At 64.9% G+C, this 13,255-nt stretch carries 10 protein-coding genes; 3 read left to right on the plus strand and 7 right to left on the minus strand.

Features of this window, described 5'->3' with window-relative positions; all coding sequences use genetic code 11:
- Positions 1-39 precede the first annotated feature (39 nt).
- Positions 40-849 (plus strand): enoyl-CoA hydratase/isomerase family protein, encoded by an 810-nt coding sequence (locus tag AC1VVM_RS13395; RefSeq protein ID WP_482904319.1) that lies wholly within the window; start codon positions 40-42, stop codon positions 847-849.
- 46 nt (positions 850-895) lie between these two features.
- Here the strand turns inward: AC1VVM_RS13395 and AC1VVM_RS13400 are convergent, their stop codons facing one another.
- From AC1VVM_RS13400 to AC1VVM_RS13410, 3 genes are all read right to left on the minus strand, one after another.
- Complete coding sequence (locus AC1VVM_RS13400; protein ID WP_132385548.1) at positions 896-1,231, minus strand: DUF4286 family protein; 336 nt, start codon at positions 1,229-1,231, stop codon at positions 896-898.
- Positions 1,232-1,357: 126 nt separating this feature from the next.
- A complete protein-coding gene (locus tag AC1VVM_RS13405) occupies positions 1,358-2,422 on the minus strand; it encodes a helix-turn-helix domain-containing protein (protein WP_482904320.1) in 1,065 nt (354 codons plus the stop codon).
- Positions 2,423-2,659: 237 nt separating this feature from the next.
- Entirely contained in the window at positions 2,660-3,631 is a 972-nt protein-coding gene (locus AC1VVM_RS13410; protein ID WP_132385550.1) for an enoyl-CoA hydratase/isomerase family protein, read from the minus strand.
- Positions 3,632-3,795: 164 nt separating this feature from the next.
- On the opposite strand from AC1VVM_RS13410, the gene AC1VVM_RS13415 reads away from it, so the two are divergent.
- Positions 3,796-4,863 (plus strand): AraC family transcriptional regulator, encoded by a 1,068-nt coding sequence (locus AC1VVM_RS13415; RefSeq protein ID WP_482904322.1) that lies wholly within the window; start codon positions 3,796-3,798, stop codon positions 4,861-4,863.
- 119 nt (positions 4,864-4,982) lie between these two features.
- On the opposite strand, the gene AC1VVM_RS13420 is transcribed toward AC1VVM_RS13415, so the two are convergent.
- From AC1VVM_RS13420 to AC1VVM_RS13435, 4 genes are all read right to left on the minus strand, one after another.
- Entirely contained in the window at positions 4,983-6,068 is a 1,086-nt protein-coding gene (locus AC1VVM_RS13420) for an alpha/beta hydrolase (protein WP_482955152.1), read from the minus strand.
- Positions 6,069-6,178: 110 nt separating this feature from the next.
- Positions 6,179-8,728, minus strand: a complete 2,550-nt coding sequence (locus AC1VVM_RS13425; protein WP_482904324.1) for a penicillin-binding protein 1A — start codon at positions 8,726-8,728, stop codon at positions 6,179-6,181.
- 89 nt (positions 8,729-8,817) lie between these two features.
- On the minus strand, positions 8,818-9,687 hold the full coding sequence (locus tag AC1VVM_RS13430) for an N-acetylmuramoyl-L-alanine amidase family protein (RefSeq protein WP_482904325.1): 870 nt from the start codon (positions 9,685-9,687) through the stop codon (positions 8,818-8,820).
- Between the two features lie 607 nt (positions 9,688-10,294).
- Complete coding sequence (locus AC1VVM_RS13435) at positions 10,295-10,426, minus strand: hypothetical protein (protein ID WP_482955153.1); 132 nt, start codon at positions 10,424-10,426, stop codon at positions 10,295-10,297.
- Between AC1VVM_RS13435 and AC1VVM_RS13440 the strand changes: the two genes are divergently transcribed.
- Positions 10,407-13,238, plus strand: a complete 2,832-nt coding sequence (locus AC1VVM_RS13440) for an Rne/Rng family ribonuclease (RefSeq protein WP_482955154.1) — start codon at positions 10,407-10,409, stop codon at positions 13,236-13,238. The genes AC1VVM_RS13435 and AC1VVM_RS13440 overlap by 20 nt on opposite strands.
- The last annotated feature ends 17 nt before the right edge of the window (positions 13,239-13,255 follow it).

A 13,255-nucleotide genomic window follows, 5' to 3' on the forward strand; every position in this document is an offset into this window, starting at 1 on the left:
CGATTATGAGCGAGGGAAACGAAGGGAGACACGCCGAAAATGAGCGACGATCTGCTGCCGCTGCCGGAGTTCGGCACCATCCTGCTTGCCCGTGAGGGGCGGCTCCTGCGCATCACGCTCAATCGGCCCGATGCGATGAATGCGGTGAACCTCCAGCTTCACGACGAACTGGCGGAGGCGCTGTGGTTCGCCCAGAACGATGCCGGGTCGGACGTGATCGTGCTGACCGGCGCCGGTCGCGCCTTCTCGGCCGGGGGCGACCTTGACCACATCGAGAACTCGGCGCGCAATCCGCACCTCTTCGATCACGAGGCCCGCGTCGCCAAACGCATCGTCCTGACCCTGCTCGACATCGACAAGCCGGTGGTGTGCCGGCTGAACGGTCATGCCGTGGGCCTTGGCGCGACGCTGGCGCTGCTGTGCGACGTGATCTTCGCCGCCGAAGGCGCCAAGATCGGCGATCCTCACGTGGGCATCGGCCTAGTCGCCGGTGATGGCGGCGCGGTGATCTGGGCCCAGCGCATCGGCCTGACCCGCGCCAAGGAATACCTGCTGACCGGCGAATTGCTCACCGCGAGCAAGGCCGCCGAAATCGGTCTGGTCAATCACTGCGTGCCCGCAGGCGAACTCGACGAGAAGGTCGATGCCTTCTGCGCGAAATTACTCGGCGGCGCGACCATGGCGATCCGCGCGACCAAGCTGCTGACCAATCTGGAACTGAAGCGCCTCGCCACGGCGCTGATGGACGCCGGCATCGCCTACGAAAGCGTCAGCGTGCGCAGTGCCGACCATCTGGAGGCGGTTCTGGCGCTCAAGGAAAAGCGGGCGCCGAAGTTCATCGGCCGCTGAAAGTCGTACGGAGAATGCCCCGCCCGGGGCATTCTCCGCTGACGGTTCAGGCCGGCAGCACCGGTGCGCCCAGTTCCGTGAACAGCGCGGTGTAGCACACCGCCATGTCGGAGGCGTCGCTCTGGGTGAGTTCGCCGGCAGCGGTCGCCTTGCCGATCGCGCCGAGCAGGGCCATCGGGTCCTCGCACTCGATGTCATAGATGGCGAGATAGGGGTTGGTGTCGTTGCCGATAAGTTTGGCAACCAGCTCGTAGCGCTGCGCGCCGTTCATGCCGAACTTGTTGACCAGCTCGGGCAAGTGCTTGGTATTGTACCACTCGTGGTAGTCGTCCTCACGGCCAGGCAGCGGCGTGGTCAGCGCGACAAGCTTGTAACGGGGCATCGGAAATCATCCTCTCATGCGTTTGCGGGCGAACATCGCCCTGCCCCGCACGCCTGCGCAAGCGCCGCGGCGAGACGGACGAAGGCATCGCCGGGGCGACATGCACCCCGGCCGCGGGAACAGGAATTACTGGAGCAGGCTGGAGCCGGAGACGAATTCGCCAAACCCGGCCGCCCCGGTGGATGAGGGTGTGAGCGCGGGCCGCACAGGCACTTCCGATCCGCAATCGCCCCGATATTCGCGAGGATTGGCCCCGAAGACCCGCTTGAACATCCGGCTGAAGTGCGCCGGGCTCTTGAAGCCGACGCCATAGGCGATCTCGCTGATCGAGATGTCGCGAGGGTCGGAATCGGTCAGCCAGTCACGCGCCTTGGTCAGCCGCTGTTCCCAGACCAGTTCGGAGAACGACGTCTCGCGCAGCCGCAGCAGGAAAGAGAGGTAGCGCGGGCTGATTCCACAGCCCTTGGCCACCATCGCGGTCGAGAGCTGCGGGTCGGACAAGTGCACCTCGATGAAGCGCAGAACATCCTCGAGCCGCCGTTCGGCTATCGATTGGCGGGCCGGACGCGGCTCTTCCAGCGCGCGCACGGCATGGCCGATCAGCCCGAAAGCCGTTTCGACCAGCAGCCGCGCCGAATTCTCGCAAAGACGGCCGTCATCCGCAAACACGTCGCCCAACAGTTGTTCGGCAATTGCCAGTTCGGGGACCATCCGCGCCCGCAGCGCCGGCACGACCAGCGCGCTGTTGCAATCCTGCGCGACATGCGAGCGCAGCAGGTGCGTGGGCACGGTGACGTGCAGCACTTCGCTCTGCCCCGCCTCGTCCGTGCGGCATTCGATCAGGAACGGCTCCATAGAGCGGGTGATGACGAAATCACCCTCCACCGCGACTTTGGCGCCGCACTGGTTGGAGAACGCGAATTCGCCGCGCCGGACGAACCACAGGATCGAAAGATCGGTGGCATCCTCGCGAATATGCTGGCGCGAGCGGCGGAAAAACAGGTTGCTCGCCGAACGCTGGCGAATGATCGAAACCGGGCCGACGGCCCGGCGTTCCGACCGGACGTCGACATTGGGTGCATCTTCCACCCAGAAGTCGCCGCGATAGTATTCCTGCGCCCGGTCCCCCCGGAACACTTTCTGACCTTCGTGAACATTGCGCCTGTCCAGCGCGAACAATGTTTCAGCCATGACCCTCTCCTCGGGTGCTGGGGCCGGTGCATTGCTGCGCGCGACCCGTTGTGGCGAGGCTGCGGCCGACTGCTGACGGTCTCGCAAGCTCTCGATGAACCTATCATCAGAACGCGCCGCAACTCTACATCTCATGCACCGCAATCTGCAATGCGTGCATATATTGGCCAAAGCTGCAATTTGACGCGTCTGTTGCAGCCGCACGCGGCTTGTCCGCGCACGGCTGCGGGCCCAAAATCAGCCCTTCCGGCCCTTCATCGAGAGACGCCATTCGGGCGGATAGTTCTCGTCATGGCCCTTCACGACTTTGCCGATGCCCTGCTTGAACGTGCTGCCCTTGCCGAGATTGACGTCGTTCTCGCCATCGTCCTTCATCAGCGGCAGCATGCCTTCCAGCCAGCCGGTGAGCAGGCTGCCCATATATTCGCCGCGATACTGCTTGTAGGCTTCGATGAAGGTCTTCTGCGCCACCACCACGTCGGTCGGGCGGGTGATCGAGCAAGCGTGCGCATACTTGGCGGTCTCCGCCTCCAGCTTGTCCCTGGGCACGACCGAGTTCACGAAGTTGCAGTTGTTCATCTCGTCCGCCGTGAACGGGCGGCCGGTGAACAGCATCTCCGAGAAGCGGCGCAGGCCGACCATCTCCAGCCACTGCCACATGCGCGGCCCCCAGCCGGCGTAGCGGAACGAGGGATGACCGAACAGCGCATCGTCGGACGAGACGATGATGTCCGCATCGGCGCACTGATAGAAGTGCCAGCCATAGCAATAGCCCTTGGCCTCTATGATCGAGATCTTCTTGAATTCCTGAAGCGGCCGGTTCCCCGAACGCGCCTTGGCGTAATAGTCGGTCAGGCCGTGGAGATAGCGGAACGAACCCGGCGGCGGGTACTTCACGTCCGGATCCTCGATCTCCAGATCGACAAGGAAACCGTCGCCCGGCTGCGGATTCAGGTAGAGATCGCCATGCTCGTCGAGATCGCCGCCGCTGCCGAGGTGATCGCCCATGCCGCGGATCACCAGCACTTTCACGTCGTCGTCGATGTTCGCCTTGAACACCAGCTCGCCAAAGCGCGCGCGCATGCCGATCGTGGCGGTATTGTGCTTTTCCAGACGGTTGAACGTGATCGTGGCGATCTTGGTCACCGGGTCCTTCTCGTAGAGGACATGCTGTTCGGCGACCTTCTTGTGGTCGGCAATCGTCTTCATGGTTCTCTCCCATTCTCCCGCATGGCGCCAAAGCTGACCCCCGGGGCTTGCCCGAGTGCTGCCACAGGCAAGGCAAGGGGGATTGGCATTAGGCGCGGCATTCTCGATATTGGATGCGCGACATGAAGAGGCGGAACTGCCCGAAATACATGCGCGAGAGGACGATGCCGAAAAGGACGCCGATGGACCGCAACAGCTTCTTCAGCCTCGATGGCCCGCTGGACGTCACACCCAGCGGCGGGCAAGTGCGCGCGGCCAATTTCGCGGGGCTCGCCAATCTGGCGCGCAGCCACGGACGCGATGCGCGCGGCATTGTCGAGCGGCACGGCATGGAAGCGCGCGTGCTGACCGATCCGGAAAGCCTGATCGCCCCGCAGCAAGTGGCGGACACTTTCGAATATTGCAGCGCGATCTTCGACGATCCGCTGTTCGGCCTCCACTTCGGCTCGATGCAGGATCCGGAAGTGTTCGGCTGCGTCACCGCGCTGTGCCGCGCCGCGCCCACCGTGCGCGCAGGCATTCGCTGCCTGATCGAGTTCCTGCCCGTCGTCCACGCGCCCGATTGCGAGGTCGTGCTGATCGAGGGCCGCGAAACCGCCGAACTGACCTGGCTGGTGAACACCGATATCGGGCTGAACGATCAGGCCAATTATCAGGCCGCCATGCTCAACCTGAAGCTGCTGCAAGCGATCGGAGGGCCCGCGTTCCGGCCGAACTGGGTAAGTCTTTCGGCCGATCCGCGTTCCAGCGACTTGCCGGAAATCGAGAAACTGCTGGGCTGCAAGGTACGCGGCCATTCGCCGCGCAATTCGGTAGCCTTCCCGGTGCGCACGCTGGAACAACCGGTGCCGAGCGCCAACCGGCTGCTCTACAAGCTGCTGGGGTCCTATCTCCAGCAAGTGAAATCGTCGCACAGCCCTTCGATCGTCGACAAGGTGAACAGCTACATTCGCGGCGCGCTCGCCTCGGGAAGCTGCTCGATCGAGCGCTGCGCGGAAAAGACCGGTATCTCGGTGCGTACCCTGCAATCGCGACTGGCCGAACAGGGCATGCGCTTCTCCGAATTGGTCGAGAAACAGCGCGAGGCGCTTGCCCGCGCCCACCTTGCCGACCGCCGCCTGTCTTTGGACGAGATCGCCGACAGGCTAGGCTATGGCGAACAGACCAGCTTCGGCCGCGCATTCAAGCGCTGGACCGGCATCACGCCGCAGCAATTCCGAGCTGGGTCCTGATTGAAGCGAAGGCGAATACCCGCCTTCACCCCCAATCCCCGTCGTCCCCGCGAACGCGGGGACCCCGCTTTTCTTCAGATAACACGCCGCCCCCGCCAAGCGAGGGCGACGCTGGAAGCCTACTTCTTCTCCACTTCCGCCAACATGACCTTCGCCAGCGTCAGGAAATTCTCGGTATCCTGCTGGGCCGAGGGGATATCCTTGCGGAACGTGGTGAAGCCGTGGACCAGCCCCCTGCCCTCGTAATAGACCGTCGGCACCCCGGCCTCGACCAGCTTGGCGGCATAGGCGCGGCCCTGATCGCGCAGCGGATCGAGCCCGGCGGTCACCAGAACGGTCGGCGGCAAGCCCTTGAGATCGCCCAGAAGCGGCGACGTGCGCAGGCTGTTCGGATCTGCCGCATAATGCTTGCGGAACAGGTCCGTCGAACTCTTGTCCAGCCCGTAGCCGTTGGCAAACAGGTGTGTGGAGGGATAGTCGCCGACGAAATCCGTCGCCGGATAGATCGGCACTTGCATGATGACCGGAACCGCTGCCGGCTTGTCGCGCAACGCAGCGGCGACGATCAGCGTCAGGTTGCCGCCCGCGCTGTCTCCGCTGAGCACCAGTCCGGTGACGTCGCGGCCCAGCGCCTTGCCATTGGCGGCGATCCAGCGGGCGGCGGCTTCGCCATCGTCCGGCGCGGCGGGCCAGGGATTCTCGGGCGCAAGACGATATTCGATCGAGACCACCGGCAGGTCGAGGCGGCGGGCGATTTCGGCCGCTAGCGCGGCATGGGTGTCGATGCTGCCGAGAATGTAGCCGCCGCCGTGATAGAACACGAGCACCGGCCCGGGTCCGCGCTTGGCGCGCGCGTCGAACAGGCGCAACTTGATGGGGCCCGCCGGTCCGGGCATCTCGAGATCCTTGCTTACCGCCATCTCACCGACCGGCACGTCGCGCGACGGCAGGGCGCCGGGTGGAAGCTTGCGGATCTGAGCCAGCACTTCAGCGGTCATCGCCGGCAGAGGATGGGCCTCCTGCGCCTTCAGATAGGCCGCCACATCGGGGCGAATGTATGGCGTATCGGCGGTTGCAACGGCCGTTGTCGAAGTGGTGGCGGGCGCATCGGCCAGCGCAAGGCTCAGTGGCACCAGCGCCGCGGCAGCGAGCGCCATGGCCAGAGCAGACTTCCGGTAACCCCCTGCACGATCGATCTTATTCATCGATGGATCCTCTCCCTGTTCCGGAAGCGATCCTAACCACGCTAGGTGTAACTGGCGAGACGGCCCGGACAATCGCTTGCCCGGGCCGTCAAATCATCCATCTCGGACAGTCAGTAAACTCCGCCCTGCTCTTCGACGAAGTCAGTCGTGTCGCCGGAATTGGCGCCTGCCGCCGCTTCGCGCACGTCGCGGGCATGGCGGATTTCAGCCACCAGCGCGTCACGGCGACGGGTGAACTCATCCTCGGGCGTATACTGGCGTGGTTCCGTGTCGGGCTTGAAGGCCTCCCAGATCACCGCAGCCTTGGGATCGTCGCTGGGCTCCACGCCCATGACCCGCTTGCCGGTCACGCGGTCGATCCGGACCATGCGGATACCGGCAGGCGCGATGAAGGGCTGCATCGACCAGCGCGGGCGGGTGGTATCGACGACCTGCTTGAAGATCGGTGCCGCAATGCGGCCACCCTGCGCATAGCCGCCCAGTGAGCGCGGGTTGTCGTAACCGAGGTAGACGCCGCCGATATAGTCCTGCGTGCCGCCCACGAACCACACGTCGGTCGGGCCGTTGGTGGTGCCGGTCTTGCCGAACAGCGGCATGTTGAGTTCGCGCAGGCGCGCAGCGGTACCGCGCGTAACCACGCCCTCCAGCATGTGGACGACCTGAAACGCCGTGGGTGCATCCAGCACTTGCTTGCCGCGACGATCCACGCGCGGCATCGGCTTGCCGTCCCACTCGGGCATGTTGCAGGTATCGCAGCGGCGATTGTCCGACTTCCAGATAACCTTGCCGTTGCGGTCCTGAATGTAGTCGATCGGCGAGGACTGGAACTGCACGCCATTGTTGGCCAGCGCGGAGTAGGCGTTGACCATGCGCGCGACCGTGGTTTCGCCCGCGCCCAGCGCGAAGGACAGGTACGGCTTGAAATCGCCGATGCCGACGTTGTGGAACGTCTTGATCACGCGCGGCATGCCGGTGTCGTTGGCGATGCGCACGGTCATCAGGTTGCGTGACTGTTCGAGGCCCCAGCGCATGGTGTGACTGCCCGCCCCGCCCTCGTTGCCGAAGTTGCGGAAGCATTTGTCGCCCAGCGCCGCGCCCTGATAGACGCAGAACGTGCCGTCCAGCACCTGCGTCGCCGGGGTCATGCCGTACTGGAGCGCGGTGGCGTAGACGAAGGGCTTGATCGTCGAGCCCGGCTGCCGCTCGGCCTGAACCGCGCGATTGAACGAATCGAGCCCGGCATCGAAACCGCCCTGCATGGCGACGATGCGGCCGCTGCCCGGCTCCTGCATCATCATGCCGCCCGAAACCTCGGGGATCGTCCGCAGCGCATAAGTCCCCGCACCGACCGGCGCGACAGCAACGATGTCACCCGGCCGCGCCGCATCCGCGACATTGGCAAGCGTGCCCACATTGCCATCGGAGAAGCCGACACGCCCGGTACTGCCCGACCGGTCGAGGATGATGCCGACGCGCCAGTCCTTGTAGTCGATCGTCTTGTTGGCGACGATCAGCTGGGTCTGCCAATTCTCAAGATCGTCGACATGCGCGATGGGATGCGCCCATTCGCGGTTGCCCTGATAGTTGAGCAGGCCCGCGCGCAGCGAGTCGCGCACCGCCTTCTGCATCTCGGTATCAAGCGAGGTGCGCACCCAGAGACCGCCTGCATAGACGCTATTGGGGCCGTCCTCGGCCTTCTCGCCATACTGGTCGATCAGGCGGCGGCGCACTTCCTCGATGAAATAGGCGTTGGCGGTGTCGTAAGTCTCGACGCGGCGGGGGATCAGCCCCAGCGGCTGCGCCTTGGCGGCATCGGCGTCGGCGCGCGTGGCCCAGCCGTTCGACACCATCTGGTCGAGCACCCAGTTACGGCGATTGATCGCCATTTCCTCGTACTGCTTGCGGCCATAGCGCTCGGGCGCCTTGGGCAGGATCGCGAGGAACGCCGCCTCATGGAGGTCAAGCTGGTCCACGTCCTTGCCGAAATAGGCGCGCGCTGCCGCCTGCACGCCGAAGCTCTGGCGGCCGAGCGGAATCTCGTTGAGGTAGAGTTCGAGGATCTGCTGCTTGGTCAGCACGCCCTCGATCCGCCGCGCCAGGATCATTTCCTTGAGCTTGCGGGTGACCGAATACTCGTCACCGATCAGGATATTCTTGGCGACCTGCTGGGTGATCGTCGAACCGCCGCGTGCGCGCCCGCCCGAGCCGAGCTTGGACGCATAGTCGACAACCGCGCCGGCAAGACCGCCGAAATCGACGCCACCGTGGGTCCAGAACGTCTTGTCCTCGGCCGAGAGGAAAGCGTCGACCAGCTTGGGCGGAAAATCGACGTAACGCAGCTGCACGCGGCGCTCGCGGGCATAGCTGTAGACGATCTCGCCATCGACGCCGCGCACCATGGTCGGCAGCGGCGGCTGGTATTCGAGCAGCTTGTTGGCGTCAGGCAGGCCATAGCCGATCGCGACGTAGCTGCCGCCAAGCACGATGGCGCCCGCTGCGGCCAGATAGCCGAAGCGGCGGAACCACTTACGCTCGCGCCAGGTCTTGCGCAGCCCCGCAAGGCGACCGGAAATGGCGGCACGGGCACCCCCACGGCGCAGGCGGAAGTGAGCGTCCCCGGGGTTCTGCTCGGCGCCGTTTTCGCTGATATCGTCAGTCATTGCGACCGCCCTCTAGCATGGGGATTTTGTGCTAGGCCAGACAGGACACGATCCGCCGCGCGCTTTTCGCGTCGGACGATGCCCATCCGTCACGCCCCGGCCCGGCGCGCGAACCACGCCCGGACCGCTCGCGCGGCCGCTTCAGCAAGCTGTTGCTGCCCTTGGTGCGAGCCCAGAAAGCGCGCATCGTCCGGGTTGTTGATGTATCCGGTTTCGAACAGGACCGAGGGGATATCCGGCGCCTTGAGCACTGCCAGCGCGGCGGTCTCGATCTGGTCATGGTGCAATCCCAGCCCGCCATCCTGCATCTCGCGCAGAATAAGACCGGCGAACTGGCTCGACCCCTGTTGCGCACCGCGCTGCGAGAGATCGAGCAGGATAGCCCCGACATCCTGGCTGGTCTGCGTGAGCGTCACGCCATTGACTTTGCCCGACTGGTTTTCGCGCGCGGCGAAACGCTCGGCCGCCTCGCTCGATCCGCGTTCGGACAGGACGTAGACGCTTGCGCCTCGCGCCCCGTCGCTTTCGGCGCTGTCGGCGTGGATGGACAGGAACAGGTCGGCATTGAGCCGCCGCGCGATATCGGGCCTGTCGGCCAACGCGATGAAACGGTCCGTGTCACGCGTCAGCGCCACGCGAATGCCGCCTGCCGCCAATAGCTTCTCGCGGATCGCCAGCGCGACCTGAAGCGCCACCGTCTTCTCGCGCAAGTCGCCCTGCCCGGCGCCCGGATCGAAACCGCCGTGACCGGCATCGATCACCACCAGCGGACGGCTTGCATCCGCAGGGCCATCGACGCGCGGAAGGTTCACCGGCGCATCGGCGGTCGGCAGGTCGAAGCGGACGACATATTCGAGATCGCGCGCCGAAACCGCCAGACGCGGATAGAGCACAGGCAACGCCGCCAGCAGCGCCAGAGGCGCCGACAGGAGGAGAAGCAATTGCAGCCTGCGCGACATGGGCCTGTGACTAGGCGGCGGCAATGCGCTCGGCAATCCCGCAGGGCCACGCTTTCCCCCGGTTATCGGCGGAAAAACTTGTTGCGCCGGCAACCCGCCCTCCCCCGCCGAACCGGCCAATATTCCCAGGCCATCCAACAGGCTCCCCCATGCAATGAAAGCATGGCAATGACCTTGCCGTGCAAGGCTATGAATGCTAGGCGTTTCGGCCCGGGCCCATAAAACTTCCGGTCCAAGCAATTCGGCAAGTGCATGCCTACATGCCGCCGGACAGGACCGAAGAAGCCAGTACCCGGTTGCAAGATCCGGATGAATTCTGTCCGGAACGAACAGGTTGATGCGAGAGATGAGAAGCCAATTGCCGCCCTGCAAGCCGACGCCCGAAGGGGCGTGGGCAGCTTGGCTGCAATTTTCCGCGTATCCAAGATCGCATTCCGGATCACTGCGCGAACTCACTCTGGCAGACACGCTCACGTCCGCAGGCACGCCATCCGGCATGCCCGCAAGGACGATAGACAACAGAGTCGCATCCCGGGAGCCAAACGGCCCCGACTTCACCTTTACCCCCGTCCGCGCCGACGTGAGCCCAATTTCGGGTTCTGTCTCATCAGGCCTCGCTGGATACAGCGGCGCTGATGCCAAGGCTGCGGACATCATCGAACAGGATCGCGCCGTCACCGCCTTCGAGGCCGGGACCGAGCGCGCATGGAGAATACACAATGGCAACGCGCATGCTCATCGATGCGCGCCACCCGGAAGAAACGCGGGTGGCGGTACTCAAGGGAAATCGCATTGAAGAGTTCGATTTCGAATCGGCCGACAGGAAGCAGATAAAGGGCAATATCTACCTGGCGAAGGTTACCCGCGTGGAACCTTCGCTTCAGGCAGCGTTCGTCGATTTCGGCGGCAATCGCCACGGCTTCCTGGCCTTCAGCGAAATTCACCCTGATTACTACCAGATCCCCAAGGAGGACCGCGAGGCCCTGCTGGCCGAAGAGGCAGCTCATGCCGAGGAAGAAGCCGCTCTGCGCGCTTCGGAAGGCGATGACGAGGACGAGGAAGGCGGCGAAGGCTACGACGATGGCGGCCTGACCGAGGTCGACACGTCCGAGAAGGACCATGTCGCCACGATCGAGGACGGCAACGTCGAGAACGGCTTCGAAACCGCGGACGAAGACGCTGCCGAGGACGAAGGCGGCGAGAATTCGAATCGTGGCCGTCGCGGCCGTGGCCGCCGTCAGGGTGGCCGCAATTCGGGCCGCTCGAAGGAAGCCGATGACCTGCGCGCCAAGCGCATGGCACTGCGCCGCCGCTACAAGATCCAGGACGTCATCCAGCGCCGCCAGGTTCTGCTCGTGCAGGTCGTCAAGGAAGAGCGCGGCAACAAGGGCGCTGCCCTCACCACCTACCTCAGCCTCGCTGGCCGCTACTGCGTGCTCATGCCGAATTCGAGCCATGGCGGCGGCATCAGCCGCAAGATCAGCTCGGCATCGGACCGCAAGCGCCTGAAGTCGATCATTGCCGAAATGGCGCTACCCCGTTCGATGGGCTGCATCGTGCGCACGGCCGGCCTCCAGCGCACCAAGACCGAGATCAAGCGCGACTTCGACTACCTCGCCCGCCTGTGGGACGAGCTGCGCGAACAGACGATGCGCTCGGCCGCTCCGGCGCTGATCCATTCGGACAGCGACCTCATCAAGCGCGCCATCCGCGACATCTACAACCGCGACATCGAGGAAGTGATCGTCGAGGGCGAGGAAGGCTACCGCGCGGCGAAGGACTTCATGAAGCTCCTGATGCCCAGCCACGGCCGCAAGGTTAAGCCTTACGCCGATCCGGTTCCGCTGTTCCAACGCTTCGGCGCAGAAGACCAGCTCACCGCGATGTACGACCCGGTCGTGCAGCTGCGTTCGGGTGGCTATATCGTCATCAACCCGACCGAGGCGCTGGTCTCGATCGACATCAACTCGGGCCGCGCCACCAAGGAGCACGGGATCGAGCAGACGGCGGTCGCCACCAACCTCGAAGCCGCGCAGGAAATCGCCCGCCAGCTTCGCCTGCGCGACATGGCCGGCCTCGTCGTCATCGACTTCATCGACATGGAGTACGGCTCCAACGTCCGCAAGGTCGAGAAGGCGATGAAGGAAGCGCTCAAGAACGACCGCGCGCGCATTCAGGTCGGCCGCATTTCCAGCTTCGGCCTGATGGAAATGAGCCGCCAGCGCCTGCGCACCGGCGTTCTGGAAGCGACCACGCGTTCCTGCCCGCACTGCGACGGTACCGGCCTCGTCCGCACCGCCAGCTCGGCAGGTCTCTCGGCGCTGCGTCTCATTGAAGACGAAGCCGCCAAGGGCAAGGGCATCGTCGTGTCGCTCTTCGCATCGACCGAAGCGGCCATCTACCTGCTCAACGCCAAGCGCACCGACCTTGCCGATATCGAGGATCGTTACGGCGTCACTGTCGAAGTGATCCCTGAGGGCGAGAACGAAGGCGCGAAGATGCGCGTCGTTTCCTCGGGCCCGCGCAACGACTTCGTGCCGCGCTTCGAACCCATCGCCGAAGAGGTCGAGGACGACTTCATCGACGACGAGGAGGAGTTCGAGGAAGAGGAAGTCCGCGAGGAATCGCGCGGCCGTGACGGCGGCGACGATGCCAATGGCGAAGGAGGCTCGCGCCGCAAGCGCCGCAAGCGCCGTCGGGGCCGCAACCGCGACCGTGGTGACGAGCAGACCTCCGAGGACGCCGAAGGCGAAAACGAAGCCGACGACAGCGACGCTGACGAAGGTGCCGAAGAGAGCAACGAAGCCGAGGCCGAAGGCGAAGAGGGCATTGCCCCCGCAGCCGAGGACGAGGATGGCGAAGCTCCCCGCAAGCGCCGCCGCCGTGGTGGCCGTCGCCGTCGCAACCGCCGCAACGGTGAGAATGGCGAGCACGGCACCGAAAACGGCGAGGCGAGCGAAGGCTCCGAAGACGGTTCGTACGAAGACGACGCTTATGACGCCCCGGCGGAAGCAGTCGTAGTCGTCGAAGCGATCGCCGAGCCGGTTGCAGTCGAAGCCGAGGAAGCTCCGAAGCCGAAGCGCACGCGTCGCAAGAAGGCCGATGCCGTGGCGGAAGCTCCGGCAGCAGCCGAGCAGGTTGTGGTCGAAGCCGAGGAAGCGCCTGCGCCCGCAGCGGAAAAGCCCAAGCGCACGCGTCGCAAGAAGGCCGAACCCGCCGAAGCCGCTGCTGCCGTGGTAACCGAGGTTGCCGCCGAGGAAGCGCCCGCTCCCGCAGCGGAAAAGCCGAAGCGCACGCGCCGCAAGAAGGCCGAGCCTGCCGAAGCCGTCACTGAGGAAGCACCCGCTCCCTCAGCGGAAAAGCCGAAGCGCACGCGCCGCAAGAAGGTCGAAACCGTCGAAGCGACGGCTGAAGCCCCGGCCGAGCCGGTCACCGAAGCCGCCCTGCCCGCCGCTCCGGTAGCCGAGGAAGCCACGGTATCGGCCGATGAAGACGGCGGCGACGACTCCTCGCCGCGTCGCGGCTGGTGGCAGCGCACGTTCGGCAACTGATCCGGCCAGGGGAGCGT

It is taken from the genome of Novosphingobium sp. BL-S-33 (assembly GCF_056857025.1).